Consider the following 26,569-nt stretch of genomic DNA (forward strand, 5'->3'; position numbering starts at 1 on the left):
CGCGAGGACAGCCGCGCATGAACCCCCGCCCGCCCGGCTCTTCAGGCCGGGCCAGACCGCTCATAGCTGCGCGAGGCCTCGATCAGGTGGCGGGTATAGGGGCTGGCGGCCTGGCCGCTGCGCAACTGGGCGACGGTCAGCTCGTCCACGACCTGACCGGCCTGCATGACGGCCAGGCGCTGGCACAGATGGCCGACGACCGACAGATCGTGGCTGACCATCAGATAGGTCAGACCGCGGTCGGCCCGCAGGTCGGACAGAAGGTTCAGGATCTCGGCCTGCACCGACACGTCCAGCGCGCTGGTCGGCTCGTCCAGCAGGACGATCTCGGGCTCGCCCGCAAGGGCGCGGGCGATCGCCACGCGCTGGCGCTGCCCCCCCGAAAGCTGATGGGGATAGCGGAAGCGAAAGCCGCGCCCCAGCCCCACATCGTCCAGCAGCCGCCCGATCCGCCGGTCGATGTCGTCCATGCCCTGCAAGGTCAGCGTCTCGGCCAGGACATGATCGACGGTATGGCGGGGGTGCAGGCTGGCATAGGGATCCTGAAACACCATCTGCACGCGACGGTGGAACGTCCGGCTGCGCCGCGTTCCCCGCAGCCCTTCGCCGTCCACGGTGATCTCGCCCAACCAGGTGGGGACAAGACCGGCGATTGCCCGCAGGATCGTCGATTTGCCGGACCCCGATTCCCCGACCAACCCGTGGCTTTCGCCCTTGGCCACCGCCAGCGCGACGCCCCGCACCGCATCCACCCGTTCGGGGGGATGGCCGAACCAGACGCGCAGGTCGCGGATGCGCAGGATAGGATCGCTCATCGGATACCCCCCGGAAAGGCGTCCTGCATCGATCCGCCCGTCAGCGCCGGTTCCAGCGGATCGTCGCGCCATTCGGCCCGCCGTTCCAGCACCGACAGCCGGTCCACCGGCGCATCCAGACGTGGCAGGCTGTCCAGCAGCCCGCGCGTATAGGGATGGCGGGCATTATGCAGATCGCGCGCGGCAAGCGATTCGACCACGCGGCCCGCATACATGATCAGCACCCGGTCGCAGAACTGGGCGACCAGGTTCAGATCGTGGCTGACAAAGATCAGCCCCATGCCGCGATCCTTGACCAGATCGTCCATGATCCGCAGCACCTCGGTGCGCACCGACACGTCCAGCGCGCTGGTCGGCTCATCGGCGATCAGCACCTCGGGGTTGGAGGCCAGCATCATGGCGATCATGATACGCTGGCCCATGCCGCCCGATACCTCATGCGGATAGGCGCCATAGACCCGTTCGGGATCGCGGATGCGGACGGCCGCCAGCATTTCCATGGCGCGCGCGCGGCCAGCAGCGCGCCCCGCGCCAGTCTGCTGGCGATAGGCCTCGACGATCTGATCGCCCACGCGCATCACCGGGTTCAGGCTGAACTTGGGATCCTGCATGACCATGCTGATGCGCCGGCCCCGGATCCGGCGCATCTGCCGTTCCGGCAGGTTCAGGATGTTCTCTCCGTTCAGCGTCATGCGCTGCGCGCTGACGCGTCCGGGGGGGCGGACAAGGCCCAGGATCGCCCGCCCGGTCATCGACTTGCCGGACCCTGATTCGCCGACCACGCCCAGCCTTTCGCGCCCCAGGTCGAAGCTGACGCCGCGCACGGCCTCGAACAGGCCCTGCCGCGACGGAAAGGCGACGCGCAGGTCGCGCACGGACAGCAGCGGTTCGGTCATTCCTGCGCCCCCTTGGGGTCGAGCACGTCGCGCAGCCCGTCGCCCAGAAAGTTGAATGCCAGGCTGACCAGCAGGATGGCGATGCCGGGCATGGCCGCGACCCACCAGAAATCGAGGATATAGGCCCGCCCGTCCGCGATCATCGCGCCCCATTCGGGTTGCGGCGGCTGCGCGCCCAAGCCCAGGAAACCCAGCCCCGCGGCCGACAGGATGATCCCCGCCATGTCCAGCGCCACCCGCACGATCAGCGAGGACAGGCACAGCGGCCAGATATGCAGGATCAGCAGTCGCAGCCCCGATGCCCCCTGCATCCGCGCGGCGGCGATGAAATCGGCATTGCGGATTGTCAGGGTTTCCGCCCGCGCCAGCCGCGCATAGGGCGGCCAGCCCGTCAGCGCCAGCGCGAGGACGGCGTTCCCCACGCTCGGCCCCAGCGCGGCGACGAAAGCCAGCGCCAGGATCAGCTTGGGGAAGGCCAGGAAGATGTCGGTGATCCGCATCAGCACCTGATCCACCCAGCCGCCCGCGAACCCTGCCAACGTGCCGACGATCAGGCCGATCAAAGGGGAAACCAGCGCCACCGTGCCCACGATGAACAGCGTGATCCGCGAGCCCCAAATCAGGCGCGACAGGATGTCCCGCCCCAGCGCGTCGGTGCCCAGCCAGTGCGCGGCCGAGGGGGGTTGCAGGCGGTCGGCAAGGTTCTGGGCAAAGGGGCTGTGCGGCGCGATCCAGGGGGCCAGCAGCGCCGCCCCGACCAGCAGCGCCAGCACGGCCAGCCCCAGCATCGCCAGATGGTTGCCCCGGAAGGTCAGCCACCCCTGATAAAGGGCGCCCAGCCGCGCCTGGCGGCGGGTCTGCGGCGCATTGCTCAGCAGCCAGTCGCGCCGCGACAGGGGCGCGGGTTGATCGCTCATGTCGCCCTCGGGTCCAGCAGGCGGTAAAGGATGTCCGACAGCAGGTTCAGCGTCACGAAGCAGGCGCCGACGACGATCGTGCCGCCCAGAACCGCGTTCATGTCGCCGGCCAGCAGCGTCTTGGTGATATAGCTGCCGATGCCGGGCCAGCTGAAGATGATCTCGGTCAGCACCGAGCCTTCCAGAAGCGATCCGAAGGACAGCGCGATCACGGTGATCAGCGGAACGGCGATGTTGCGGAACGCGTGGCCCCAGATCACGCGCCGCTCGGGCAGGCCCTTGACGCGGGCGGTGGTGATGTATTCCGCCGACAGCTGTTCCAGCATGAAGCTGCGGGTCATGCGGCTGATATAGGCCAGGCTGAAATAGCCCAGCAGGCCGGCCGGCAGGATGATGTGGCTGAAGGCATCCCTGAAGGCCCCCCAGTCGCCCGCCAGCGCCGTGTCGATCAGCAGAAGGCCCGTCACCTGCGGCACCATCCCGTCATACAGGATGTCCTGCCGCCCCGGCCCCCCGACCCAGTGAAGCATGCCGTAGAACACCAGCAGCCCCATCAGCCCAAGCCAGAAGATGGGGACCGAATAGCCGATCAGCGCCAGCACCCGCGCGACCTGGTCGATCCAGCCCCCCCGGTTCGCCGCCGCCAGCACGCCCAGGGGCACGCCGATCACGATCCCGATCAGCGTCCCCAGGCTGGCCAGTTCCAGCGTCGCGGGAAAGACCCGCCGCAGATCCTCGGCCACCGGGTGCCCGGTCGAGATGGACCGGCCGAAATCGCCGCGCAGCACGTCGCCCATATAGGTTGCGAACTGCACGATCAGCGGCTTGTCCAGGCCCATCGCCTGCCGGGCCGCCTCGTATTGCGCGGGCGTCGCCCGGTCGCCCACGATCTTGAGCACCGGGTCGATCGGCATGACGCGGCCGATGATGAAGGTCACCACCAGCAGCCCCAGCAGCGTCAGCGCCAGCGACAGCAGCACCCCGCCGACCCGGCGCATCCGACGCCATGCGGACGCGCCGCGCCGATGCGGCTTTCCCGGTGCGTTGCCGGGGCCGGGCAGATCATGCTGCCCGGCGGTCTCATGCGTCATGGACAAGGGTTACTGCGCCGCCTTGGTGACCGAACGATACATGGCCGAGGAAACCGCGCCCCCCGTGGACCAGCCCGCCAGGCCCTTGCGCGCGCCGTCCTGTTCGACCCGCTGGAACAGCGGCAGGATGGGGGCGCTGTCATGGTACTGTTTCTGGATGTCCAGATACATCGCGGTCCGCTTGGCGCTGTCGCCTTCGGTGACGGTGGCCAGGACGGCGTCCTGCATGTCCTTGGGCACCGCATAGGCGTTGCGCCAGGCCAGGGTCGATCCCTTGGCCGCCTCGTTGTCGGGGTTGATCGCAAAGGTCGAGGCGTTGGTCTGCGGGTCGGCGTAATCTGGCCCCCATTCGCCCAGGAACACCGGCACCTGCCGCGCGCGATAGGCGTCCAGCACCTGCGCGCCGGTCATCTGCTCGATGTTCAGCGTCAGGCCGACCTGCGCCATCGAGGCCTGCAGCGTCTGCGCCACGTCGAGATATTCGCGCAGGTCGCGCACCTTGGTCGTGATCGTCCCCGAGGTGATGCCCGCATCCGCCAGAATCTTCTTCGCGGCCTCGACATCATAGGTCCAGGAATTGTCGTCCGACGCGCCAAGATAGCCGGCCGGGACAAAGTTCTGGTGGATGATCCACTGTCCCTTGAGGAAGCTGTTCGCCATGCCCTCGAAATCGACCAGATGGCGCATCGCCTGGATCACGGCGGGGTTCGACAGAAGGGGGTCCTTCTGGTTCAGCCCCATGTAGATCATGCGGCCCTTCGGCTCGTTCAGGATCTGCACCTTGTCGTTCTTGGCGATCGCATCAATGTCGGTCGGCGTCAGGTTGCGCGCCACGTCGATGTCGCCCTGTTCCAGCTGAAGCCGCTGGGCGCTGGATTCCTGGACGTTCTTGACGATCACCCGCTTCATCGCCGGGGCGCCCTGCCAGTAGGCATCGTTGGCGACCAGCTGAACCGCCTCGTTCGGCTTCCATGCGCCAAGGCTGAACGGACCCGATCCGGCGCCGTTGGTGGACAGCCACTTGTTGCCGTAATCGTCGCCCTCGACGTGCTGGAGCACGGTTTCCTTGTCCACGACCGCTCCGACGCTGGCCGTCAGGCAGTTCAGGACGAAGGATTCCGCATAGGGCTTGTCCATCGTGATCGACAGGGTGTTCCCCTCGGCCCGGACCATCTGGTCGACATTCTGGGGCGTCAGGCCGAACTGCGTCAGGATGAAGGCGGGCGACTTGTCCAGCTTGACCGCGCGCTGCAGCGACCAGGCCGCATCCTCGGCCCGGACGGGGTTGCCGGACTGGAACTTGACGCCTTCGCGCATGGTCAGGGTGATGGTCTTGCCGTCCTCGCTGACCTTCCAGCTTTCGGCCAGGGCGGGCTGAAAGCCCTTGTCCAGCGCCAGCGGGTCGAAATCGACCAGCCGGTCATAGATGTTCTGCGTCACGTCATTGCCCGAGAACTCGAAGCTCTGCGCCGGATCGAGGCTGATGATGTCGTCGATGGTCGCCGCCACGACCAGCGCATTGGCCGGCGTTTCGGCCCAGGCAGGGGCCATCGCAGCCGGGCTGAGGGCGACGGCGGTGGCAAGCAGCATCGCGCGGACGTGGAACGGGAATGTCATGGCATGGTCCTGTTGGCTGGGCACATGGGTGCTGGTCCCGTCTTGCTGCGGGTCCGCCCGCGACTTTGCGGCAGATGACCGCCAAGGACAAGCCCTGCGCTGCGCGGCCTGCGGGGCGGGGGGCTGCGCGCGCCGCGCCGCCCCTCAGACCGGCCAGCCGCCCGCGCGCATGGCCGCAAGGATGCGCGCGCCGCCATCGGGGGCCGCCGCGTCGATGCTGCGCTGCTTGAGAAACCACCACAGATAGGGATCGACATTGCCGTCAGCCGTCCCGGCGCTCGCCAATGCGGCCTCGGCCCCCAGCGCCGCGACGTTCAGCGCCGCGTGGTGAAAGTCGATCTGCGCGAACAGCACCGCAGGCTTGCCCAGGATCATGCCGTCAAAGGCCACCGCGCTGTTCTGGGCGGCGACAAAGGCGCAATCGCGCAGCAGGCGCATCGTGTCGCCGCCAAGATGGAGGCGCGGGTGGCGTGCGGCCAGATCGTCCAGCGCGGCCAGATCGGCGGCGTCATACCGTTCGGCCGGATGCAGTGTCGCCGCCACCGGGCGGCCGGTCCGGCATACCGCCTCCAGCATGGCCAGCGGGCTCATCGTCTGGAACGACCGCGCGCGGCGGATATGGCCCTGCAGCGCCACGAGGACATGGGCCTCGCGCCTTGGCGCGGGGCCGGGCAACACCCGCGCCCGCAGGCGCGCGGCAAAGGCCGCAGCCACCGCCGGATCGACCAGAGCAGGGTCAAAGACGGCCCGCGCGACGGCAAAGCGCCAGCGTTCGGCCACGGGCTCGATCCGCCAGAACGGATAGTGATAGGCGCGGCGGAAGGTCAGCGTTCGCGGATGCAGGGGCCGCTTCATGTGGAAAAGGGCGTAATCGCCGGGGGCGGGGGGTTGTCATGGGCTGCGGGGCCGGCAGGCTCGAACGCGACGTCCCAGCCCCGCGCCCCGAGCGTGCGGGCCAGCAGCGCCATGAAGGGAAACCGCCCCGCGCGGGCGGCGGGCAGCATCTGCCGGTTCAGATGGACGCGCAGCATGGGCATGGCGGCAGCCTAGGGCGCGGGGCGGCGTTGTGAAAGCGCGCAGGCCCGCCTATCTGGCGTGGCAACGATCCAGGCAAGAGCGGTAGCGAGATGAGCGACGACAGGTTTCCCGGCTGGCATGGCACAACCATCCTGGCGGTCCGCCGCGGGGGCAAGGTCGTGGTCGCCGGCGACGGACAGGTCAGCGTGGGGCAGACCGTGATGAAGGCCACGGCGCGCAAGGTCCGCCGCCTGTCACCCGGCGGGCGCGACGTGGTGGCCGGGTTCGCCGGTTCCACGGCCGATGCCTTCACGCTGCTGGAGCGGCTGGAGAAAAAGCTGGATGCCCTTCCCGGCCAGTTGCAGCGCGCCTGTGTCGAACTGGCCAAGGACTGGCGCACCGACAAGTATCTGCGCAATCTCGAGGCGATGCTGATCGTCACCGACGGGGCGCAGCTGTTTGTCGTGACCGGCGCGGGCGACGTGCTGGAGCCGGAGCATGACGTGGCCGCCATCGGCTCGGGCGGGAACTTTGCGCTGGCGGCCGCGCGGGGGCTGATGGAAACCGACCTGGATGCCGAGGCGGTGGCCCGGCGCGCAATGGCCATCGCGGCCGAGATCTGCGTCTATACCAACGGGAACCTCACGGTCGAGACCATTGTCCCTTGAGGCCCCGTCGCACCGGGGGCGCTTCGCCCCTTGGACCCCCCGAGGATATTTGCGTGCAGAAGATTTCACCCGGCCCTTGCCGCCCCGCTGCCATGGATGAGGTCATGATCGACTGGACCGCTCTTTGCGCCCGCATCCGTGCCCTGACTGAGGGCGAGACTGACGAGATTGCCCTGATGGCGACCGTGGCCTGCGAGCTGCACCATGCCGATGAGCGGTTCGACTGGACCGGCTTCTATCGTGTGGTGGCCCCTTCCTTGCTGAAGATCGGCCCTTATCAGGGCGGGCATGGCTGCCTGGTGATCCCCTTCGCGCGCGGCGTGTGCGGGGCTGCGGCCCGCACGCGGCAGACCCAGCTGGTTCCCGACGTGGATGCGTTCCCCGGCCATATCGCCTGCGCGTCCTCGACCCGGTCGGAAATCGTCGTCCCGGTCCTGGGACGGGGCGGGCGGCTGATCGGCGTGCTGGACATCGACAGCAACCGGCCGGATGCTTTCACCGACCAGGACCGGAGGGCGCTGGAAGGGATGATGCAGGATGTCTTCGGAACATTGTGATCTCGCCGGCGGCTGCCCTGGGGGCGCGGTGCGGCTTTCATCTGTGCGCGCGGCCGGGATCGGTCGGTGCGCCCGGCAAGGGCTGCCGGGCAAGGTGCGGCGCGCGGCCTTGGGCATGCTGGATGGGCTGCCGCCGGTCCGCCTTGCCGCGACCGGCGGCAGGGACGGTCATGGCGGGGCGCGGCGGCAATGGCCGCAGCGCCGCGACAGGGGGAAGGCATGATCTGGCACACGCTGGGGCAGATCCCCTGGCCGCAATTGCTGGCCTTTGTCACCGGCGGGCTGGTGCTGAACTTTGCCCCCGGACAGGACGTGTTCTTCGCCACGGCATGCGGGGTGCAGGGCGGGCCGCGCGCGGGCGCGCTGGCGGGCCTTGGCGTGGGGATGGGGGTGGTCGTCCATGTGCTGCTTGCCACGGCGGGGTTGGGCGCAGTCATGGCCGCCCATCCCGGCGCTTTGGCCGCGGTCAAATGGGCGGGCGCGGCCTATCTGCTGTTCCTGGCATGGAAAAGCTGGACGGCCGCGCCGCCTGATCCATCATCCCGCGCAGCTGTGCGCCCCTGGAACATCATCCGGCGCGGGGCGCTGTCGAACCTGCTGAACCCCAAGCCGGTGCTGTTCCTGCTGGCCTTCCTGCCGCAGTTCACCAACCCTGCCTATGGGCTGGTCTGGCAGCAGCTGCTGGGCCTGGGGCTGATCTTTGCCTTGACGGGCACGCTGGTCACGATGGGCTACGGCATGATCGCCGGCTGGCTGGGGATGCGGCTGGGACGGCGCATGGGGGTGCTGAACCGCATCGCCGCGGCGATGTTCGCGGGGCTTGCCCTGCGGCTGATCGCGCGGTGATCGGGCGGTGAGCTTTGTCTATCGCCCGACCGGGGAACAGCCGCGCCTGATCCATCATGACGACCAGATCCTGGTGGTGGACAAGCCTGCGGGGCTGCTGTCGGTGCCAGGCAGGGGCGAGGATCGGGCCGATTGCCTGATCGCCCGCCTGCGCGCTGCCTTTCAGGCGGTGCTGCTGGTCCACCGGCTCGACCTGGATACATCGGGCGTGATGGTCTTTGCCCTGACCCCGCATGCCCAGCGTCATCTGGGCCAGCAGTTCGAGCGCCGGCAGGTCAAGAAATCCTATGTCGCGCGGGTCCGCGGGCGGCTGTCGCCCGCCTCGGGGACGGTGGACCAGCCGCTGATGGTGGACTGGCCGAACCGCCCGCGCCAGATGATCCACCCCGATGGCCGCCCCGCCCGGACCGACTGGCGGGTGATCCGCGCAAGTGACGACGAAAGCCGTGTCCGCCTGTCGCCGCTGACCGGGCGCAGCCACCAGCTGCGCGTCCACATGGCGCATCTGGGCCATCCGATCCTGGGCGATCCGCTGTATGCCGAGGGCGCGGCGGCGGATTTCCCCCGCCTGATGCTGCACGCCGAGACGCTGCGACTGCGCCACCCGGATTCCAACGTCACGATGACGTTCTCGGCCGAGGTGCCGTTCTGAAAGAGCGCGTGCCGGCGCGGGTGCAGGGCTCATCAGGTCCTCGGGTTTCCGGTTGTGGAAACCAAGCCGGATGATGATCTCGCGCCGGGTCCGGAGTCATTCGCCTTGACTCCCGCGCGTCGCCGATGTTGCCGATGGCAAAGAGCGGGCGCCAGGCATCTGCACAGCAGGACAGGCCGCAACGTGGATTCCGCAAGAATATCCGCGTCTCCTATCTGAAAAGATAGATATTCTTTTCCATCTTGATGGGATAGGGACGCCCTGCTTGCAGAAACGCCATTGCAGCGCCCCTATCGCTGCGTATTGCTTTATGCGGGATAACGCGTCAGGAATAATATTTTTCATGGAAAAAAACAGGACAGACCATCTTAAGGCGCTCGATGGCGCGCGCGGTGTAGCGGCCTTGCTCATCGTTTTCTATCATATAGGTGGGGTAGTTGGCGGTGGAGAATGGTTTTCCGGCGCTTTCCTCGCAGTGGACTTCTTTTTCCTGCTCAGCGGTTTTGTGGTCGCACGCTCTTACGAACAGCGCTTGCGACAAGGAAGCATGAGCTTGCGATCCTTTATATGGACCCGCATCATTCGGCTCTATCCTCTTTATATAGCCGCCTCCATGGTAGGTTTTGCATATTTCTGCATAAAGTTGTCAATGAAGATGCCTGATGCCCCGACAGTGCGGCAGCTCATTGATGAAATTACTTACAGCCTTGCGTTAATCCCCCACCCTGCTGCGGTTCCGTGGGGCTTTACCGAATTCCCCTTTGCACCGACCGCATGGTCGCTGAGTTTCGAATTCTGGTTCGGCATCCTGTACGCGCTGCTCCTGCCCAGGCTTTCAACTCGTGCACTGACAATGGTCGCAATTGCCGGTTTGTGCGTGCTGATTAAAGAAGCTTACAGTCATGGCAGCCTGGATATGGGCTTCAACCGTGCCACGGCACTGGGCGGCGCGGCGCGATTCTGGTTTTCCTTTACTCTCGGCGTCATCATGAACCGAATGAATTACCGCATTCGCCCCATGAGCTCACGTGCGTTGTGGATCGGATTGCCCGTGTTTTCGTTCGCAATCCTCCCGCATAATTCCGTGACAGCGGGATTTTTCTGGATCATTGTTGTTTTTCCCCTTGCGCTCGGTGCAGGGGCATCAATCAAATCGCGGGGTCGTGTTGAACTGGCGCTCGATCACCTAGGAAGACTCTCCTACGCTATTTACATCTTTCATGGCTCGATGATCCTGTTTGCGGGTGCGTTCATCAAGCGGCTGTTTGCCGGTCCGCTGGATGATCACCGCGGTAAGATGGCGGTGATCACCGTCGCCGCGACATTGGCCGTTTCAGCCATCGCGACCTATCTGTATGATGAACCCCTTAGAAGGCGGCTAAAGCGCGGTCTGCGGCGCAATAGCCCCTTGATTCAGGTGAACTCCGCCCTCTCTACAGCACATAGCGCGACAGGTCTGCCGACCGCGCCAGATCGCCCAGCTGCGCCTCGACGAAGCCGGCATTGACGGTGACGCGGCTGCCCTGCGCCTCAGGCGCGGAAAAGGACAGCTCCTCGAATACCCGCTCCATCACCGTATAGAGACGGCGCGCGCCGATATTCTCGACGCTGGCATTCACCTCGGAGGCGATGCGCGCCAGCGCGGCGATGCCGTCATCGGTGAAATCCACCGTCACGCCCTCGGTCGCCATCAGGGCGGCATACTGGCGGGTCAGGGCATTGTCGGTTTCCGTCAGGATGCGGATGAAATCGCCCTCGCTCAGCGCCTTCAGCTCGACCCGGATGGGCAGGCGGCCCTGCAGTTCCGGCAGCAGGTCGCTGGGCTTGGCGACGTGGAACGCGCCCGAGGCGATGAACAGGATGTGGTCGGTGCGCACGGGGCCGTATTTGGTGGAAACGGTCGTGCCCTCGATCAGCGGCAGCAGATCGCGCTGAACCCCCTCGCGGCTGACTTCGCCGCCGCGGGCGTCCTGGCGGCTGGCGACCTTGTCGATCTCGTCGATGAAGACAATGCCCGACTGCTGCACAGCCTCAAGCGCGGCGGCGCGGATCGCCTCGTCGTCGATCAGCTTGTCGGCCTCTTCGGCCAGCAGCAGGTCATGGGACTGGGCCACCGTCATCTTGCGGCGCACGCGGCGCCCGCCAAAGGCCTTCATCAGCCCGGACAGGTCCATCATCTGGCCCATGCCGGGCTGGCCCGGAATCTCCATCCCCAGGGGGTTGGCGTTGTCGGCCACGTCAAGCTCGATCACCGTGTCGTCGAGTTCCCCGGCCTTGAGCCTGCGGCGGAACATCTCGCGCGTCTGCTCGCGCGCCTGGTCCCCGGCAAGGGCCGCGATCACGCGGTCCTCGGCGGCGGCATGGGCGCGCGCCTTGACCGCCTCGCGCATGCGCTCGCGCGTGTCGGCCATGGCGGCATCCATCAGGTCGCGGATGATCTGTTCCACGTCGCGCCCGACATAGCCGACCTCGGTGAACTTGGTCGCCTCGACCTTGACGAAGGGCGCGCCCGCCAGCCTGGCCAGCCGGCGGCTGATCTCGGTCTTGCCGACGCCGGTGGGGCCGATCATCAGGATGTTCTTGGGATAGACCTCGTCCCGCAGGGCGTCGGGCAGATGCTGGCGGCGCCAGCGGCTGCGCATGGCCACGGCAACGGCGCGTTTCGCCTCGGCCTGGCCGATGATGAAGCGATCCAGTTCGGCGACGATCTGGCGGGGGGTAAGGTCGGTCATGGCATCCTTCCGGTGGTGCTGGGGCTGACTTAGGCGCACATGGCCCCCGCGCCAAGGCTGCCCGCTGGACTGGGGCGCGCGGGCGGGCTAGGTCACGCGGGAACCGTTCCAGAAGGCCCCTGCCATGACCGACCGCATTCCCCTGCGCCGCGCGCTGATCTCGGTGTCCGACAAGGCGGGGCTTGTCGATTTCGCACGCGCGCTGGCCGGTCGCGGGGTGGACCTGCTGTCCACCGGCGGCACCGCGCAGGCGGTGCGGGGCGCCGGGCTGGCGGTGCGGGACGTGGCGGATCTGACCGGCTTTCCCGAGATGATGGACGGCCGTGTCAAGACGCTGCACCCGCGCGTTCATGGGGGCCTGCTGGCCCTGCGCGACAATGCGGAACACGCCGCCGCGATGGAGGCGCACGGGATCGAGGCGATCGACCTGCTGGTCGTCAATCTCTACCCCTTCGAGGCGACGGTGGCGAAGGGCGCGGACTATGCGACCTGCGTCGAGAATATCGACATCGGCGGCCCGGCGATGATCCGCGCGGCGGCCAAGAACCACGCCTTTGTCGCCACGGTGGTGGATGTGGAGGATTATGCCGCCGTGCTGGCGGAACTGGATGTGCAGGGCGGCGCGACGACCCTGGCTTTCCGCCAGCGGCTGGCGCAGGCCGCCTATGCCCGCACCGCTGCCTATGATGCGGCGGTGTCGTCCTGGATGGCCGATGCGATCGGGCAGGCGGCGCCGCGCCGGCGGGCATTCGCGGGAACCCTGGCGCAGACTTTGCGCTATGGCGAAAACCCGCATCAGGCGGCGGCCTTCTATGCCGACGGCTCGGGCCGCCCCGGCGTGGCGACGGCGCGCCAGTGGCAGGGCAAGGAGCTGTCCTACAACAACATCAACGACACCGACGCGGCGTTCGAGCTGGTGGCCGAGTTCGATCCCTTGGCCCCGGCGGTGGCGATCATCAAGCACGCCAACCCCTGCGGCGTGGCCTTGGGCGAGACGTTCGAGGCCGCCTATCGCCGCGCCTATGACTGCGACCGCACCAGCGCCTTCGGCGGGATCGTGGCGCTGAACGGCACGCTGGACGAGGCGACGGCGCGCGCGATCACCGAGATCTTCACCGAGGTCGTCATCGCCCCGGACGCGACGGATGCCGCGCGCGCGGTCTTTGCCGCCAAGAAGAACCTGCGCCTGCTGACCACGGGCGGGCTGCCCGACCCGCATGCCGGCGGGCTGACCTTCCGCCAGGTTGCGGGCGGCTTCCTCGTGCAGGGCCGCGATAACGGCCATGTCGCGCGCGAGGGCCTGCGCGCGGTGACGCGGCGCCAGCCGACCGAGGCCGAACTGGACGATCTGATGTTCGCCTGGACCGTCGCCAAGCACGTCAAATCCAACGCCATCGTCTATGCGCGCGACCGCGCCACCGTCGGCATCGGCGCCGGCCAGATGAGCCGCGTGGACAGCACCCGCATCGGGCGGCGCAAGTCCGAGGACATGGCCGAGGCGCTGGGCCTGTCCGCCCCGCTGACCGAAGGCGCGGCTGTGGCCTCCGACGCCTTCTTCCCCTTCGCCGACGGGATCGAGGCCCTGGCCGCAGCCGGCGCGCGGGCCGTGATCCAGCCCGGCGGCTCGATGCGCGATGACGAGGTGATCGCCGCCGCCGACCGCCTGGGGCTGGCGATGGTGTTCACCGGCCAGCGGCATTTCCGGCACTGATGGGCAACGCGCCGGACTTCCCCCCTCCGCTCAAGCCCGCGGCCTCTGCCGTGCCGGCGGCGCCTGCCGCCGACCCTGCGGCGCCACTGGCCCCTGCCGCGCCGGCGGCGGGCGGCGGCCAGGGGGGCGATCCGCCCCCCGCCCCCAAAAAGCCGCGCCGCAAGGTGAGGGCCGATGGAACGGCGCCCGCCCCGCGCAAGCGGCGGACGGTCAAGGCCGAACCCGCACCGCCTCCCGCTCCCCCTCCGCCGCCGCCGCTGCGGCGGCTGTGGTGGGCGGGGGGCGTTGCGCTGGCGGTGCTGGTGATCGACCAGCTGAGCAAGTGGATCGTCGTGCAGGCGATGAACCTCAAGGAGGTGCAGGCCCTCGATGTCATCGACCCTTGGCTGAACCTAAGGATGGCATGGAATCCGGGTGTCAATTTCGGCCTGCTGGGCACCGATGCCGAGGTGATGCGCTGGGTGCTGGTCGCCGTCGCGGTGGCGATCTGCCTGTGGATCAGCGCCTGGCTGTGGCGCGTGCGGCCGGGAACGGTGGGCCAGGTGGCCGCGGGTCTGCTGATCGGGGGCGCACTGGGGAACGTGATCGACCGCCTTGCCTATGGCGCCGTCGCCGATTTCCTGAACATGAGCCTGCCGGGCTGGCGCAACCCCTATTCCTTCAACGTGGCCGACATCGCCATCTTTGCCGGGGCGCTGGGGCTGGTGTTCCAGCCCGGCCCGCAGCCTGCCCCGGCCGCCGACAAGCCCCGTGACGGGGGGCGCAAGACGCGCTAGAGAGGGCGTCGGATAACAGGGGTGATGTCATGCGGGCCGTTCTGCTGACCTTTTGCGCGCTGGCGATGGCAGGCTGTTCGGGCAGCGGCAAGCTGATGACCCTGGCCAGCGACGATGGCCCCGAGGAATTCGCCATCGTCCCGACCAGGCCGCTTGAACTGCCCACCGACCTTGCGCAACTGCCCGCGCCCACGCCGGGGGGGACCAACATCACCGACCCCGCGCCGAACGCCGATGCGGTCGCCGCGCTTGGCGGCAACGCGGCGCAGCTGGGCGCGCAGGGTGTCGGGGCTGGAGACGGGGCGCTGATCGCGCGGGCGACGCGCGGCGGGGTGATGCCCAATGTCCGGCAGGTGACCGCCGAGGAAGACGCCGCATATCGCCGCCGTCACGGCCGCCGCCCGCTCGAGGCGCTGGCCCAGTCGAATGTCTATTACCGGGCCTACAAGCCGCAGTCGCTGGACAGCCAGGCCGAGCTGGAACGCTGGCGCCGGGCCGGCGCCCGCATCCCCAGCGCCCCGCCGAACTGAGGGGCCGTGCCGCGCCCGGGGCGCTTGCCCGGCAGCCACGAGCAATGAAGAAAGGCCGCCTCCCCTTGGAAGGCGGCCTTTTCCCTGCGCGTGTCGGGCCGGCTTACAGACGCCCTGCCGGGCCGCCGCGGCGCATCGCGCCGTCCAGGCTGAACGCCCCGGCGCCGGCAAAGACCAGATACAGGAAGATGAAGCAGTAGAGAATCGCCCCCTCGCCCTTGTTGACGATCGGCAGCGGGCTTTGCGGCGCATGCGCCATCCAGTAGGCGACGGCCATCTGCCCGGACAGAAGGAACGCCACCGGCCGGGTGAACAGGCCCAGGATCAGCAGCGCGCCGCCGACCAGCTCCATCACGCCAGCGATCCAGGACAGGCTCATCACCTCGGGCGACATTCCCGCCGGAAAGCCCAGGATCTTCTGGACTCCATGCGAAAAGAACAGCAGTGCGGCGACGATGCGCAGGATGCCCAGAAACTGGGGCTGCCAGCGCGACAGGGTTGCAGAATCCATCGATCATTCCTCTTTGGGATCTCGCCAAGGTTGTCGCAGAAAACCGCGCGCGGCAAAAGACAGGCACCGATGGGATACCGCAGCGGCATGCGCCCCCCGCCGGCCGGGCCGATCACCGCCGCTTGACCGGGCACGGGTTGCGTCCGGGCCGGGCTGCGCCCAAACCTGCGCTGCAGCCTTTCTGCCGGAGCGTTCCATGCGTTGTCTCACCGCCGCCCTGATGCTGATTGCCGCCCCCGCGATGGCGGACATGCCGCCCGGTGTCAGCCACTTCACCCTGCCCAACGGGCTTGAGGCGGTGGTGATCGAGGATCACCGCGCCCCGGTGGTGGTGCAGATGGTCTGGTACCGGATCGGGTCGGCCGACGAGGTGCCCGGCAAGACCGGCCTTGCCCACTATCTCGAACATCTGATGTTCAAGGGCACCGACCGGCTGGCGCCGGGCGAATTGTCCAAGACCGTCACCGCCAATGGCGGCAGCGACAATGCCTTCACCAGCTATGATTTCACCACCTATTTCCAGCGCATCGCCGCCGACCGGCTGGACCTCGTGATGGGGATGGAGGCCGACCGCATGGCCCATCTCAAGATCGGCGAGGATGACTGGCAGGCCGAACGGCAGGTCGTGCTGGCTGAACGGGCCCAACGCACCGACAGCGACCCGACCGCGCTGTTCAGCGAGGAAAGCGCAGCGGTGCAGTTCTACAACCATCCCTATGGCCGTCCCGTGATCGGCTGGCGCGCCGAGATGGAGGGGCTGACGCGCGACGACGCGCTGGCCTGGTATCATGCCCATTACGCGCCGAACGCCGCCGTTCTGGTCGTCGCCGGCGATGTCACCCCGGACGAGGTGCGCCGGCTGGCCGAAAAGCATTATGGCCCGATCCCGGCCCGGCCCGAGGCGGTGCGCGGCCCGCGTCCGCAGGAACCCGCGCAGCGCACCGAACGCCATATCGAGATGCGCGATCCTCGCGTCCCCCAGCCCAGCGTGTCGCGCAGCGTGATCGTGCCCGAGCGCAACCGGGGCGATCAGAAACAGGCCGCCGCGCTGACGGTGCTGGCCGAACTGCTGGGCGGCTCGCCCCAGACATCGGTGCTGGGGCGCAAGCTGGTGATGACCGGCAAGGCGCTGTGGGCAGGGGCGAGCTATGACGGGCTGACCGTCGATCCGACGAGCTTTGCCGTGCTGATGGCCTATGCGCCAGGCACGGACAAGGACAAGGCCGAGGCCGAGCTGGGCGCCGCCGTCGACGCCTTTCTGGCCGAGGGACCGGACCCGGCGCAGCTTGAGCGGGTCAAGACGCAGCTGCGCGCCGCCCGCATCTATGAACGCGATTCAGCCCATGGGCGGGCCTATGACTATGGCCAAGGGCTGGCCATCGGGCTGTCGGTCGAGGATGTGAACGCCTGGCCCGATCTTCTGGCGGCGGTGACGGCCGATGACGTGCGGGCGGCAGCGCAGCTTGCGCTGAGGCGGACGGGTTCCGTCACCGCCCATCTGCTGCCCGCCCCGCAGGGCGAGGCGGTGGCAGCCGCCGCCGGCGCGGCAGACGAGGCGATGGCGAGGGATGCGGCGGGAGATGCGGCATCCGCAGGCAGCCCGCCCGCGCAGGGCGCACCTGCGGGCGGGGTGGATGCCGCACCGGCGGATGCGGCATTGCCGCCTGCGGCTGCGGGCGGCCCGGCCGGCGCGGATACGCCCCATCCTGCCGCACCGCCCGCCGCCGCGCCGCTGCCGACGCGGGCAGGGCCGGAGCCCGGCGAGGCTGCTTCGGCCAGCCGCTTGGGTGCTGCGGCCGATGCCCCGCCCCCCGTCCAGCCCGATGCCGCGCCCGATATGCCGACCGAACCCGCCCAGACCAAGGCCGAACAATGATCCGCACATTTCTTGCCGTTCTTTCGCTGACGCTGATGGCGGCCCTGCCCGCCCGCGCCATCGACATCGCCGAGGTGACATCGCCGGGCGGAACCAGGGCCTGGCTGGTCGAGGATCACTCGATCCCCTTTGTCGCGCTCAGCATCGCGTTCCGGGGCGGGGCCTCGGTCGATGCGCCGGGCAAGCGGGGGGCGGTGAACCTGATGACCGCCTTGCTCGAGGAAGGCTCGGGCCAGCGCGACGCGACCGCCTGGGCCGAGGCGATGGAATCGCTGGGCGCCAGCGCCGGCTTTGACGCCGGCGACGACGCCGTGACCGTCAGCCTGCGGGCGCTGAGCGAAAACCGCGACCAGGCCGCCGACCTGCTGCACGACGCCCTGACCAGCCCCAGTTTCGATCCCGCGGCGGTCGAGCGTGTGCGCGCGCAGGTCCAATCCGCCATCCGCGCCGAAGAAACCGACCCCGGCGCGATCGCGGCCACGGAACTGGCGCGGCGCGCCTGGGGCGATCACCCGTATGGCAGTTCGCTGAACGGGACGGCCGATTCGGTTGCCGGGCTGACGGTTGCCGATCTTGACGAGGCGCGCCGCCGGGTGCTGGCGCGCGACCGGGTGATCGTCTCGGCCGCGGGCGATATCGACGCGGCCGGTCTGGGCGCTCTGATCGACCGTATCCTGGACGACCTGCCTGCCCATGCGGCCGCGCCGCTGCCGCCTGAGGCGGAGCTGCATCTTTCCGGGGCGCAGACCGTCATCGACTGGGACAGCCCACAGACAGTCGTCGCCTTTGCCCAGCAGGGATTGCCGATGGACGATCCCGATTACTTCGCGGCCTTCGTGTTGGACCATATCCTCGGGGGCGGCGGCTTTTCGTCGCGGCTGATGGACGAGATCAGGGAAAAGCGCGGCCTGACCTATGGCGTGGGCACAGGGCTTGCCAATCAGGTGCTGGGCCACACCTGGCAAGGACAGATGGCCACGGCCAATGCCAGCACTGCCGAGGCTGTCGATCTGGTCCGCAAGGTCTGGGGCGACATCCGTAATGGCGTCACGGACAAGGAACTGGCCGATGCCAAGACCTATCTGACGGGCGAATATCCGCTGCGTTTTGACGGAAACGGCAAGATCGCGGGCATCCTGACCGGGATGCAGCTGATGGGCATGCCGCGGGACTATGTCAACACGCGCAATGCCCGGATCGAACGCGTCACCGCCGAGGATGTGCGCCGCGTGGCCCAGCGCCTACTGGACCCGGCCCGGCTGGAATTCGTGCTGGTCGGCCGTCCCGAGGGGCTGGCCGCGCAGCCCGCGAAATGAGAACCGCGCCCGGCGGGGGGCGCGGCTTTTGTCAGGCGGTCTGGCCCGCTCTTACTTGACGCGGACCGCGCCCGAGCCGCCTAGCGCGGCACCAGCGACCGCACCCACCGGGCCGGCAACGACGGCCCCCGTGGCCGCGCCGGTCGTGGCGCGCGTGGCGGTGTTCGGCCCGCAGGCGGCCAGGGCGAGGGTTGCGGCGGCCAGCAGCGAGAGCGAAATCTTTTTCATGGTCATGTCCTTGTTCAGATAAGAAAGAAGCGGATGGCGGTTCCCTAACGCACGCGGCTGGACGGGGTTTCCGCGCAAGCCGAGGTTTCCTTTATCTTGTGTCAAATCCGTTTCAGTGGGTCTTTGCAGCTGCTATATGCAGGGGTATGACGCGGCGCGATCCCAACATACGTCCCATCATCCGACAGCTGGACGAGGCCGCTGCCAACCGTATCGCCGCCGGCGAGGTGGTGGAACGGCCCGCATCGGCGGTCAAGGAACTGGTCGAGAATGCGTTGGACGCGGGCGCGCGGCGCATCGAGGTGGCGATTGCCGGGGGCGGCAAGCGTCTGATCCGGGTCAGCGATGACGGCTGCGGCATGGCCCCTGATGATCTGCCGCTGGCGCTCTCGCGCCATGCCACGTCCAAGATCAACGGATCAGACCTGATGGCCATCCACAGCTTCGGCTTTCGCGGCGAGGCGCTGCCCAGCCTGGGGGCGGTGGGGCGGCTGGCGATCACCAGCCGCGCCGTCGGCAGCGAAGCAGCCCGGATCGAGGTTGACGGCGGCCAGATCGGTGCCCCCCGCCCCGCCGCGCGCAACCGCGGCACCACGGTCGAGCTGCGCGATCTGTTCTGCGCCACGCCCGCGCGGCTCAAGTTCCTGCGCGGCGACCGGGCCGAGACGCAGGCCATCGCCGAGGTCATGCGCCGGCTGGCGATGGCCGAACCCGCCGTCGCCCTGATCCTGACGGACGAGGATGACGGGCGCATCCTGTTTCGCGCCGATGCCGAACCCGGCGATGGGGCCGAGGCCCTGGCCGCGCGCATCGGCCGGGTGATGGGGCGCGATTTCCTGGACAACGCCATCACGCTGGATGCCCGGCGCGACGGGCTGGGGCTGGGCGGGCTTGCCGCGCTGCCGACCTATTCGCGCGGGGCTGCGGTGGCGCAGCATCTTTACGTCAACGGCCGCCCGGTGCGCGACAGGCTGCTGACCGGGGCGCTGCGGGCCGGCTATTTCGACGTGCTGGCGGCAGGCCGGCATCCGGCGGCGGTGCTGTTCATCGACTGCGAACCGCAGGGGGTGGATGTGAATGTCCATCCCGCCAAGGCCGAGGTGCGATTCCGCGAACCCGATGCGGCGCGCGGGCTGGTCGTGTCGGCCCTGCGGCATGCGCTTGCCGGGGCAGGGCACCGCGCCGCGACCACGGGGGGCGCTGCGGCGCTGGCCGCGGCCCGTCCCGCGCAGGGCGTTTCCCCCGCGCCGGCAGCCCTTGCAGCGGCCTGGGCCGCCCAGGCGCCGCTGGACGCCGCGCCCCCCGGCGCTGCGGCAGGCTTTGCCGAAGGCGCCGCCGGAATCAGCGCCGCCGAGATGGCCGGGCCCTTTGCCCCCGTTGCGGCCCGCGTCGAGGATGGGGCCGGAACAGCAAACGCCCCCCTGGGGGCTGCACGCGCGCAGCTGCATGAAAACTGGATCATCGCCCAGACCGCGGATGGCATCGTGATCGTCGACCAGCATGCCGCGCATGAACGGCTGGTCTATGAACGGCTCAAGGCGCAGGCCGCCGCCGCGCGTGTGCCCGCCCAGGCGCTGCTGATCCCCCAGATCGTCGATCTGGGCGACGGGGCTGCTGCCCTGCTTGCCGCGGCTGCGGAGCTGGACCGGCTGGGCCTGGTGATCGAGCCTTTCGGCCCCGGCTGCGTTGCCGTGCGCGAGATGCCGGCGGCGCTGGGCCAGGCCGATGCCGCGGCGCTGCTGCGCGACATCGCGGATGATCTGGCCGAACAGGGCGCCTCGGACCGGCTGCAATCGCGCATCGACGCGGTCCTGTCCTCGATGGCCTGCCACGGATCGGTCAGGTCGGGACGGCGCATGACCGCCGAGGAAATGAACGCCCTGCTGCGCGAGATGGAGCGCACGCCCCGTTCGGGCCAGTGCAACCATGGCCGCCCGACATGGATCGAGCTCAAGCTGGCGGATATCGAGCGGCTGTTCGGCCGCTGATGCGCGCCCCGTTCAGGGGCCAGGCGGGTCAGCGGCTGATGCGGATCAAAGCGCCGTTTTCCGCATCCGTCAGGATCATGACCGCCCCGTCCTGCGCCACCGCCACGTCGCGCACGCGCCCGATGCCGCGCAGATGGCGCGCCTCGCCCGCCACCCTGTCGCCGTCCAGATGCAGACGCACCAGCGCCTGCCCAGCCAGCCCGCCGGTCAGGATGTCCCCCCGCCATTCAGGGAACATCGCCCCGTCATAGAACAGCATGCCGGAAGGGGCGATCACCGGATCCCAGTAATAGACCGGCTGTTCCATCCCGGCGCGCGCGGTGATCCCCTCGTTGATGGGCCGGCCGCTGTAATCCTCGCCATAGGTGATGACCGGCCAGCCATAGTTGCGTCCGGGCTGGATGCGGTTCAGCTCGTCCCCGCCGCGGGGACCATGCTCGATCGTCCACAGCCGGCCGCGCCCGTCCAGCGCCGCGGCCTGCACGTTGCGCAGCCCCTTGGCCCATGTTTCCGGCAGGCCCATCCCCGCGCCCATCGGTGCCCCGGTCAGCGCGTCGATATGGACGATCTTGCCAAGATGGTTGTCATCGCGCTGGGCGCTGTCCCTGATGGGCCGGTCCGACCGCTCGCCCAATGTCACGAACAGCCCGCCCTTGCCGTCCAGCACCAGGCGGCTGCCGAAATGGTTGCGGCCATCATAGACGGGAACCTGCGCAAAGATGCGCCTGACCCCTTCCAGCCAGGTGCCATCCGCCGACAGCGTGCCGGTGGCGACGGCAGTGTGATTGCCCCCCGGCGCGGGCGCGGCATAGCTGATCCAGACCCGGCGGTCGCGGGCAAAATCGGGGCCGACGATCACGTCCAGCAGGCCGCCCTGGCCCTTGGCCGATACGGCGGGCAACCCGCCGATCGGGCGCGACAGCGCGCCATCGCGGCCTGCCAGCCGCAGCCGCCCCGCGCGTTCGGTCACCAGCCATGAGCCATCGGGCAACGCCGCCAGCCCCCAGGGGTGGTTCAGCCCGTCCACCAGCATCGTTTTCTTCAGCGCGATATCATCCGCAAGCACTGGGGCGCGGGTCTGGCCGGGGAAGGCCGGGGTCTGCGCGGCCGCATTCGGGGGCGCGGCGTTGAAATCGCCCCCGGCGTTCTGGGCAAGCCCCGCCGCAGCAGACAGGGCCAGCGCGACCGCGGCGGATGCAGGAATGCGGCTGAAAGCGGACATGGCGCGGCCTTCCTCGCTCTGGCAGGTCTTGCCCTAACGCGGCGGCGGGCGCGGCGTTCCTGTCAGGCTGTTGCCAGATGGTTCACCCGTGCCATGTGATCGGCGATTTCACCCACCTCGACCAGCCAGTGGCCGACAAGGTCTGGATCGTCCGGCGCCGCATGCACGCCGGGGGGCAGGCGGCCCTCCAGCACCGCCTCGACCGCCAGCGCCACCGGCGTCGAGACAAGCTGCGCCATGGCGCTGCCGCCGGCATTGCCGCGCGCGTCCAGCACCCATTCCTTGTCGAACACGGCCGCGCCGTCCCGCCGGGCCGACAGGCGCACGAACAGGACCACGCGGTCGGGCTCGCCCTCGGCATAGGCGTGTTCGGCCCACAGCCGGTCGGCCATCTCGGCAAGCTGCGCATCGCCCTCGGGACCGGCCAGACGCTCGACCGCGGCGAACACATTCGCCCATGCCTCGGCCCAGCCCTTCATGCGGATGGTCCCGCGGACAAAGTCCTGCACCCGCCATTCCGGATCGAGCCCGTATTGGGCCACGAAGGCGGCGGAATCGCGGTTGGGATAGACCTCGAACCGTTCGGGCACGGGCAGCGGTGCATCATAGGCATCGATCGCGTGCCAGGGCCGCTGCACCTCGCGCAGTGCCCCATCGCGGATCGAGCGCGACGGCGAGCGCAGCGCCCGCAGCACCCCCAGCGGCGACCACGAGAACTTGTAGCGGAAGGTATTGGGATAGCTGGGGATGCCGCCGCAATAGCTTGTGAAGCTGACCGTGTCGCCGGCGCGGGCGATCTGGCGATAATCGGCGACCAGCTCATGCGCCATCAGATGGTCGATGCCTGGGTCCAGCCCCACCTCGTTGACGAGGGCGACGCCGGCATCCCTGGCGGCCTGATCCAGCGCGGCCATCTCAGGCGAGATATAGGACGAGCTGACGAAGCTTGCCCCCTTGTCCAGGCAGATCCGCGCCAGCGGAACATGCCGGTCGGCCGGCAGCATCGATACGACCACATCGCCCGCCTGCACCGCCCCGGCAAGGGCCGGCAGGGAATAGCTGCGGATGTCGGTCGCCAGATCGCCCACCGCGGCGCGCGCCTTGTCCGGGGTGCGGTTCCAGACCGCGACCGGCACGTTCCCCGCCAGCAGCCGGCGCAGCCCGGGAATTGCAGACAGTCCGGTCCCCACCCAGTGGATCGTCATGGCGAAAGCCCTTTCAGATGCGTCTCGTATGTTGCTGCGGCCCGCCCCCAGGGGCCGGTATCGATAGCGTCCAGCTGCTGCAGCACAGGCAGCAGCTGCCCGGCATAGTCGCGGCTTGATTCGCGCGGCAGCATCGAGGGCAGGTTGTCGATCGCCGTCACGTCGAGGGGCGGGCGTTCGGCCACGCGCAGCGCCGGGCTGTCCCAGCTCGTGGTGCGGTCATAGACCTTGATGGGGGAAAACGCGCTGGTCGGATCGCAGGCGATATCCCCGATCACCGTCAGGTTTCGGCCCGGATTGACCGCGCTTTCGGGCACGAATACCGGGCATCCGGGCTGGGCGAGGATGCAGTTCAAAAAGACCTCATGCACCAGGATTTCCGGGAACGGCCCCCCATGGGCGGTTTCGGCCATGTCCCATTTGGTCACCCGAACGCCCATTTCGGCGCACAGGTCGGCCGCCCCGGTGCCGACCCGCCCCTTGGCGCCGATCACGATGGCGCGCGGGCGCGGCCTGCCGGTCGCATCAAGCTCGGCCCGCAGCTCCGCCGCCAGCGCGTCCTTGCCCGGATAGGTGCCGACCGGTCCGCAAAGGCCGCCCCGCGCCTGCGCCGCCCAGCATTTCAGCGCCACGGCCGCCCCCGCATAGCCCGCCCAATAGCCGAAGGCCGCCAGCCTGCGGCCCTGTTCGTCCACCAGGTATTCCAGATCGTAAAGCCGGCCCCCGCCCGCACGGAACCGGCGCAGCAGCACCTGCCCGTCGGGCTGGCCCTTGAAGGCATGGCCGAACATGATGTGGCGGTGGCGCAGGGGCGTGCCATCCTCGGGCAGTTCCTTGAGGCCCAGGATGATGGCGTCGTCGGGGGCATCCACCCACGAGCCTTCGGGCGCGATGGCGGCGCCGGCGGCGCGGTAATCCGCAGTGGGGATGACGCGGCGGGGGCTGTCCTCGACCGTGACGCGAAAGCCGCGGCGGGCCAGGTCGCGCACGCCCTCGGGGGTGATGCCCACCCGATCCTCGTTGGGGCGGCTTTCCGCCCGGACCCACAGATGCGTCATGGAAGGAACCCCGCTTTCGGCCGCTGATGCAGGCTTACGGAAAGGCGATGCGCCCGTCCAGCGCAGGCCGGCGCGCGCCGAGAAAGGGCCCGTCGCCCGCCGCCTCGATCCGCGCGATGGCGGCGGCGATGTCCTCGGTGACGACCGACATCGTCCAGGCGGTCGCATGGATCATGGTGCGCCCGTCCAGCGCCATGGCCACATGGCCAGGCCAGAACAGCAGATCGCCGCGCCCGATCGCCGGGCTTTCGGGAAAGGCCGCGCATTGCAGGTCGCTGTCACCGGGGCAGGCGATGGCGCAGGCGTGCAGCGCCGCCTGCACCAGCCCCGAACAGTCGATCCCGCCGCGGCTGTTGCCGCCCCACAGATAGGGTGTGCCCAGCAGGCTTTGCGCCACGGTCGCCGGATCGCGCGCCGGCGCATCCGACAGATGGGCAAGCGGGACATAGCCGCCATCCTCCAGCCGGGCAAAGCGTCCTTCGGTTGCCAGAACGCTCAGGCGGCAGCCCATCGACAGGCCGATCCGTTCGCCCTGCTTGAAATCGGGCGCGGGATAGACATGGCTGGCAGGGGCCCCGACGCGGTGCGTCACCGGCGGCCGCGCCGCCGTCAGGGCGGCGGCGATCACCCAGCCGCAATAGCCGTCCGCCTCGGCCCGGATAAAGGCCCAGCCGTCCCGCTGTTCGATCACCGTCACGTCGGCGCCCAGCAGCAACTGGCGGTCGCGCGCCCCGCCCGGCGCCCGGCGCAGATCGGTCAGCGCGGCGGCGATGCGCATGGGGGCGCCGTCCGTGACCGCGGGGCGCTCAAGGTCCCAGCCTGCCAGCGCCACCCGATCGGTGGCCGGGGTCAGACGGCGGTCCATCAGACGATCCGGGGCAGGGCGTGCAGGATTGCCCGCATCCCCTGTCCCGCCCCGCCCTTGGGCCTGCCCGGCGCAGCCGCGGGCTGCCAGCCGTAGATATCGAAATGCGCATAGATACCTGCGCCCGCGGCAAAGCGGCGCAGGAACAGCGCCGCCGTGATCGCCCCCGCGAACCCGCCCGAGGGCGCGTTGTCCAGATCGGCGATGGCCGGCTCGATCATCGCCTCATAGGGTTCCCAGAACGGCATCCGCCAGATCGGGTCGGCGTGATCGCGCCCGGCACGGAACAAGGCCTCCGCCGCCGCATCGTCATCGCAGAAGAACGGCGGCAGGTCCGGCCCAAGGGCTACCCGCGCCGCCCCGGTCAGGGTCGCCATGCTAACCATCAGCGCCGGCCGCGCCTCGGCCCCATAGGCCAGCGCGTCGGCCAGGATCAGGCGCCCCTCGGCATCGGTGTTGTTGATCTCGACGGTCAGCCCCTTGCGGCTGGTCAGCACGTCGCCGGGGCGGAAACTGTCCGGGCCGACGCTGTTTTCCACCGCCGGGATCAGCACCCGCAGCCCGCCGGCACGGCCCATGCGCGCCAGAGTCTCGGCCAGGCCCAGCACATTGGCCGCCCCGCCCATGTCCTTCTTCATCAGCAACATGGATGCGGACGGCTTGATGTCGAGGCCACCTGTGTCAAAGCACACGCCCTTGCCGACCAGCGTGACCGCCGGTCCCTCGCCCCTAAAGCGCAGGTCGATCAGGCGCGGCGCGCGCCCCGGTCCTGCCGCCCGGCCCACGGCGGCGATCATCGGAAACCCCTGGGCCAACGCGCTGCCCGCGACCACATCCACCGCCGCGCCATGCCGCGCTGCCAGATCGCGCGCCGCCTGTTCCAGATCCGCCGGTCCCATGTCGGATGCCGGCGTGTTGATCAGATCGCGCGCCAGATATTCGCCTGCTGCCATCGCCAGCAGCGCCGCGCGGTCAACCCCCTCGGGGCAGACCAGCCGCGCCGCGGGCGGCTCGGCCGCCTTGTAGCGCGCGAAGCGATACTGCGCGAACAGCCAGCCCAGTGCCGCCTGAGCCATGTCATGGCCCTGGGGTGCGCCGGCGATGCGCCAGGCCCCCGCGGGCAGGGCCTCGGCCGCGCGCGCCAGCGCAAAGCGTTCGCGCGGCGGCCGGCCTGCCGGCTCGGCAGCCCTGCCAAGCCCGAACAGCGCGCCCGCAACCCCTCCCTCGCCCGGCAGCAGGCACAGCTGCCCCGCCTTGCCGGCAAAGCCGCTCGCCTCCGCAAAGCCGCGATCCACGCCCTCGGGCCAGACCGGCCCGTCCTCGCCCTGCGGCACCAGCCACAGGGGGCGGCTCCGGGCGGATTGGGGGGCAAACTCTGGTTCGGTCATGACGCGCTCCTGCTCATCTTCGGTCCGCAAATATCCCGCGGGGGTCCGGGGGCGCGAAGCCCCCGGCTGCGGCGAACCCCCCGTATT

The 26,569-nt window shown here is 69.1% G+C and carries 25 protein-coding genes and 1 pseudogene; 11 read left to right on the top strand and 15 right to left on the bottom strand.

Annotated features, from left to right (window positions below; all coding sequences use genetic code 11):
- Positions 1 to 41: 41 nt before the first annotated feature.
- The 7 genes from B0A89_RS05845 to B0A89_RS15145 all read right to left on the bottom strand — a co-directional run bounded on the left by B0A89_RS05845 (position 42) and on the right by B0A89_RS15145 (position 6,373).
- Positions 42 to 815 carry an ABC transporter ATP-binding protein gene (locus tag B0A89_RS05845; protein ID WP_085377332.1) on the bottom strand — a complete coding sequence of 258 codons (774 nt, stop codon included), beginning with the start codon at positions 813 to 815 and terminating at the stop codon, positions 42 to 44.
- On the bottom strand, positions 812 to 1,711 hold the full coding sequence (locus tag B0A89_RS05850) for an ABC transporter ATP-binding protein (RefSeq protein WP_085377333.1): 900 nt from the start codon (positions 1,709 to 1,711) through the stop codon (positions 812 to 814). Before B0A89_RS05850 ends, B0A89_RS05845 begins: the two co-directional genes overlap by 4 nt.
- A complete protein-coding gene (gene nikC / locus B0A89_RS05855) occupies positions 1,708 to 2,628 on the bottom strand; it encodes a nickel transporter permease (RefSeq protein ID WP_085377334.1) in 921 nt (306 codons plus the stop codon). The genes B0A89_RS05850 and nikC overlap by 4 nt, the downstream gene beginning before the upstream one ends.
- On the bottom strand, positions 2,625 to 3,626 hold the full coding sequence (locus B0A89_RS05860) for an ABC transporter permease (protein WP_157115395.1): 1,002 nt from the start codon (positions 3,624 to 3,626) through the stop codon (positions 2,625 to 2,627). The genes nikC and B0A89_RS05860 overlap by 4 nt, the downstream gene beginning before the upstream one ends.
- A 102-nt stretch (positions 3,627 to 3,728) precedes the next feature.
- Positions 3,729 to 5,336, bottom strand: a complete 1,608-nt coding sequence (locus B0A89_RS05865) for an ABC transporter substrate-binding protein (RefSeq protein ID WP_085377336.1) — start codon at positions 5,334 to 5,336, stop codon at positions 3,729 to 3,731.
- 144 nt (positions 5,337 to 5,480) lie between these two features.
- Positions 5,481 to 6,191 (bottom strand): hypothetical protein, encoded by a 711-nt coding sequence (locus B0A89_RS05870; RefSeq protein ID WP_240558659.1) that lies wholly within the window; start codon positions 6,189 to 6,191, stop codon positions 5,481 to 5,483.
- Positions 6,188 to 6,373, bottom strand: coding sequence for a hypothetical protein (locus B0A89_RS15145; RefSeq protein ID WP_240558660.1), 186 nt, complete (start codon positions 6,371 to 6,373; stop codon positions 6,188 to 6,190). The genes B0A89_RS05870 and B0A89_RS15145 overlap by 4 nt, the downstream gene beginning before the upstream one ends.
- A 90-nt stretch (positions 6,374 to 6,463) precedes the next feature.
- Between B0A89_RS15145 and hslV the strand changes: the two genes are divergently transcribed.
- The 5 genes from hslV (at position 6,464) to B0A89_RS05895 (ending at position 10,583) form a co-directional block, all read left to right on the top strand.
- Complete coding sequence (gene hslV / locus B0A89_RS05875; RefSeq protein ID WP_085377337.1) at positions 6,464 to 7,021, top strand: ATP-dependent protease subunit HslV; 558 nt, start codon at positions 6,464 to 6,466, stop codon at positions 7,019 to 7,021.
- Between the two features lie 104 nt (positions 7,022 to 7,125).
- Complete coding sequence (locus B0A89_RS05880; protein WP_085378775.1) at positions 7,126 to 7,578, top strand: GAF domain-containing protein; 453 nt, start codon at positions 7,126 to 7,128, stop codon at positions 7,576 to 7,578.
- A gap of 219 nt (positions 7,579 to 7,797) precedes the next feature.
- Complete coding sequence (locus B0A89_RS05885; RefSeq protein WP_085377338.1) at positions 7,798 to 8,424, top strand: LysE family translocator; 627 nt, start codon at positions 7,798 to 7,800, stop codon at positions 8,422 to 8,424.
- 7 nt (positions 8,425 to 8,431) lie between these two features.
- Positions 8,432 to 9,076, top strand: a complete 645-nt coding sequence (locus B0A89_RS05890) for an RluA family pseudouridine synthase (RefSeq protein WP_085377339.1) — start codon at positions 8,432 to 8,434, stop codon at positions 9,074 to 9,076.
- A gap of 343 nt (positions 9,077 to 9,419) precedes the next feature.
- Complete coding sequence (locus B0A89_RS05895) at positions 9,420 to 10,583, top strand: acyltransferase family protein (protein WP_169712139.1); 1,164 nt, start codon at positions 9,420 to 9,422, stop codon at positions 10,581 to 10,583.
- On the opposite strand, the gene hslU is transcribed toward B0A89_RS05895, so the two are convergent.
- A complete protein-coding gene (hslU, locus tag B0A89_RS05900; RefSeq protein ID WP_085377341.1) occupies positions 10,510 to 11,808 on the bottom strand; it encodes an ATP-dependent protease ATPase subunit HslU in 1,299 nt (432 codons plus the stop codon). The genes B0A89_RS05895 and hslU overlap by 74 nt on opposite strands.
- 124 nt (positions 11,809 to 11,932) lie before the next feature.
- Here hslU and purH point away from each other — a divergent pair, with 124 nt between their 5' ends.
- Genes purH through B0A89_RS05915 form a run of 3 tightly spaced genes read left to right on the top strand, consistent with a single transcriptional unit; the run spans position 11,933 to position 14,825 of the window.
- Positions 11,933 to 13,519, top strand: coding sequence for a bifunctional phosphoribosylaminoimidazolecarboxamide formyltransferase/IMP cyclohydrolase (gene purH, locus B0A89_RS05905; RefSeq protein WP_085377342.1), 1,587 nt, complete (start codon positions 11,933 to 11,935; stop codon positions 13,517 to 13,519).
- Entirely contained in the window at positions 13,519 to 14,295 is a 777-nt protein-coding gene (lspA, locus tag B0A89_RS05910) for a signal peptidase II (protein ID WP_085377343.1), read from the top strand. Before purH ends, lspA begins: the two co-directional genes overlap by 1 nt.
- A 29-nt stretch (positions 14,296 to 14,324) precedes the next feature.
- Entirely contained in the window at positions 14,325 to 14,825 is a 501-nt protein-coding gene (locus B0A89_RS05915) for a DUF3035 domain-containing protein (RefSeq protein ID WP_085377344.1), read from the top strand.
- Positions 14,826 to 14,928: 103 nt separating this feature from the next.
- Here the strand turns inward: B0A89_RS05915 and B0A89_RS05920 are convergent, their stop codons facing one another.
- The gene (locus tag B0A89_RS05920) at positions 14,929 to 15,336 is read right to left on the bottom strand and encodes a DoxX family protein (RefSeq protein WP_085377345.1); all 408 of its coding nucleotides are present in this window, start codon (positions 15,334 to 15,336) and stop codon (positions 14,929 to 14,931) included.
- 196 nt (positions 15,337 to 15,532) lie between these two features.
- Here B0A89_RS05920 and B0A89_RS05925 point away from each other — a divergent pair.
- Both B0A89_RS05925 and B0A89_RS05930 read left to right on the top strand, forming a co-directional pair.
- A pseudogene (locus tag B0A89_RS05925) lies at positions 15,533 to 16,840 on the top strand (M16 family metallopeptidase); the annotation flags it as partial.
- 368 nt (positions 16,841 to 17,208) lie between these two features.
- On the top strand, positions 17,209 to 18,528 hold the full coding sequence (locus B0A89_RS05930) for a M16 family metallopeptidase (protein WP_205949785.1): 1,320 nt from the start codon (positions 17,209 to 17,211) through the stop codon (positions 18,526 to 18,528).
- 51 nt (positions 18,529 to 18,579) lie between these two features.
- On the opposite strand, the gene B0A89_RS14820 is transcribed toward B0A89_RS05930, so the two are convergent.
- The gene (locus tag B0A89_RS14820) at positions 18,580 to 18,756 is read right to left on the bottom strand and encodes a hypothetical protein (protein WP_169712140.1); all 177 of its coding nucleotides are present in this window, start codon (positions 18,754 to 18,756) and stop codon (positions 18,580 to 18,582) included.
- A gap of 146 nt (positions 18,757 to 18,902) precedes the next feature.
- Between B0A89_RS14820 and mutL the strand changes: the two genes are divergently transcribed.
- Positions 18,903 to 20,744 carry a DNA mismatch repair endonuclease MutL gene (mutL, locus tag B0A89_RS05940; RefSeq protein ID WP_085377348.1) on the top strand — a complete coding sequence of 614 codons (1,842 nt, stop codon included), beginning with the start codon at positions 18,903 to 18,905 and terminating at the stop codon, positions 20,742 to 20,744.
- Between the two features lie 28 nt (positions 20,745 to 20,772).
- Here mutL and B0A89_RS05945 read toward each other — a convergent pair whose 3' ends face one another.
- The 5 genes from B0A89_RS05945 to B0A89_RS05965 all read right to left on the bottom strand — a co-directional run bounded on the left by B0A89_RS05945 (position 20,773) and on the right by B0A89_RS05965 (position 26,482).
- Positions 20,773 to 21,966, bottom strand: coding sequence for a PQQ-dependent sugar dehydrogenase (locus B0A89_RS05945; protein WP_085377349.1), 1,194 nt, complete (start codon positions 21,964 to 21,966; stop codon positions 20,773 to 20,775).
- A gap of 62 nt (positions 21,967 to 22,028) precedes the next feature.
- Positions 22,029 to 23,171 carry a saccharopine dehydrogenase C-terminal domain-containing protein gene (locus B0A89_RS05950; RefSeq protein ID WP_085377350.1) on the bottom strand — a complete coding sequence of 381 codons (1,143 nt, stop codon included), beginning with the start codon at positions 23,169 to 23,171 and terminating at the stop codon, positions 22,029 to 22,031.
- Complete coding sequence (locus B0A89_RS05955) at positions 23,168 to 24,229, bottom strand: saccharopine dehydrogenase (protein ID WP_085377351.1); 1,062 nt, start codon at positions 24,227 to 24,229, stop codon at positions 23,168 to 23,170. The genes B0A89_RS05950 and B0A89_RS05955 overlap by 4 nt, the downstream gene beginning before the upstream one ends.
- Before the next feature lie 34 nt (positions 24,230 to 24,263).
- Complete coding sequence (locus tag B0A89_RS05960; RefSeq protein WP_085377352.1) at positions 24,264 to 25,094, bottom strand: C40 family peptidase; 831 nt, start codon at positions 25,092 to 25,094, stop codon at positions 24,264 to 24,266.
- Entirely contained in the window at positions 25,094 to 26,482 is a 1,389-nt protein-coding gene (locus B0A89_RS05965) for a leucyl aminopeptidase family protein (RefSeq protein ID WP_085377353.1), read from the bottom strand. Before B0A89_RS05965 ends, B0A89_RS05960 begins: the two co-directional genes overlap by 1 nt.
- Positions 26,483 to 26,569: the final 87 nt, after the last annotated feature.

This window comes from Paracoccus contaminans (assembly GCF_002105555.1).
Classification (GTDB): Bacteria; Pseudomonadota; Alphaproteobacteria; order Rhodobacterales; family Rhodobacteraceae; genus Paracoccus; species Paracoccus contaminans.

Coding starts and splice junctions, on each gene's coding strand:
- B0A89_RS05845 (WP_085377332.1), bottom strand. CDS start 815: ATGAGCGATCCTATCCTGCGCATCCGCGACCTGCGCGTCTGGTTCGGC.
- B0A89_RS05850 (WP_085377333.1), bottom strand. CDS start 1,711: ATGACCGAACCGCTGCTGTCCGTGCGCGACCTGCGCGTCGCCTTTCCG.
- nikC (WP_085377334.1), bottom strand. CDS start 2,628: ATGAGCGATCAACCCGCGCCCCTGTCGCGGCGCGACTGGCTGCTGAGC.
- B0A89_RS05860 (WP_157115395.1), bottom strand. CDS start 3,626: ATGCGCCGGGTCGGCGGGGTGCTGCTGTCGCTGGCGCTGACGCTGCTG.
- B0A89_RS05865 (WP_085377336.1), bottom strand. CDS start 5,336: ATGACATTCCCGTTCCACGTCCGCGCGATGCTGCTTGCCACCGCCGTC.
- B0A89_RS05870 (WP_240558659.1), bottom strand. CDS start 6,191: ATGAAGCGGCCCCTGCATCCGCGAACGCTGACCTTCCGCCGCGCCTAT.
- B0A89_RS15145 (WP_240558660.1), bottom strand. CDS start 6,373: ATGCCCATGCTGCGCGTCCATCTGAACCGGCAGATGCTGCCCGCCGCC.
- hslV (WP_085377337.1), top strand. CDS start 6,464: ATGAGCGACGACAGGTTTCCCGGCTGGCATGGCACAACCATCCTGGCG.
- B0A89_RS05880 (WP_085378775.1), top strand. CDS start 7,126: ATGATCGACTGGACCGCTCTTTGCGCCCGCATCCGTGCCCTGACTGAG.
- B0A89_RS05885 (WP_085377338.1), top strand. CDS start 7,798: ATGATCTGGCACACGCTGGGGCAGATCCCCTGGCCGCAATTGCTGGCC.
- B0A89_RS05895 (WP_169712139.1), top strand. CDS start 9,420: ATGGAAAAAAACAGGACAGACCATCTTAAGGCGCTCGATGGCGCGCGC.
- hslU (WP_085377341.1), bottom strand. CDS start 11,808: ATGACCGACCTTACCCCCCGCCAGATCGTCGCCGAACTGGATCGCTTC.
- purH (WP_085377342.1), top strand. CDS start 11,933: ATGACCGACCGCATTCCCCTGCGCCGCGCGCTGATCTCGGTGTCCGAC.
- lspA (WP_085377343.1), top strand. CDS start 13,519: ATGGGCAACGCGCCGGACTTCCCCCCTCCGCTCAAGCCCGCGGCCTCT.
- B0A89_RS05915 (WP_085377344.1), top strand. CDS start 14,325: ATGCGGGCCGTTCTGCTGACCTTTTGCGCGCTGGCGATGGCAGGCTGT.
- B0A89_RS05920 (WP_085377345.1), bottom strand. CDS start 15,336: ATGGATTCTGCAACCCTGTCGCGCTGGCAGCCCCAGTTTCTGGGCATC.
- B0A89_RS05930 (WP_205949785.1), top strand. CDS start 17,209: ATGATCCGCACATTTCTTGCCGTTCTTTCGCTGACGCTGATGGCGGCC.
- B0A89_RS14820 (WP_169712140.1), bottom strand. CDS start 18,756: ATGAAAAAGATTTCGCTCTCGCTGCTGGCCGCCGCAACCCTCGCCCTG.
- mutL (WP_085377348.1), top strand. CDS start 18,903: ATGACGCGGCGCGATCCCAACATACGTCCCATCATCCGACAGCTGGAC.
- B0A89_RS05945 (WP_085377349.1), bottom strand. CDS start 21,966: ATGTCCGCTTTCAGCCGCATTCCTGCATCCGCCGCGGTCGCGCTGGCC.
- B0A89_RS05950 (WP_085377350.1), bottom strand. CDS start 23,171: ATGACGATCCACTGGGTGGGGACCGGACTGTCTGCAATTCCCGGGCTG.
- B0A89_RS05955 (WP_085377351.1), bottom strand. CDS start 24,229: ATGACGCATCTGTGGGTCCGGGCGGAAAGCCGCCCCAACGAGGATCGG.
- B0A89_RS05960 (WP_085377352.1), bottom strand. CDS start 25,094: ATGGACCGCCGTCTGACCCCGGCCACCGATCGGGTGGCGCTGGCAGGC.
- B0A89_RS05965 (WP_085377353.1), bottom strand. CDS start 26,482: ATGACCGAACCAGAGTTTGCCCCCCAATCCGCCCGGAGCCGCCCCCTG.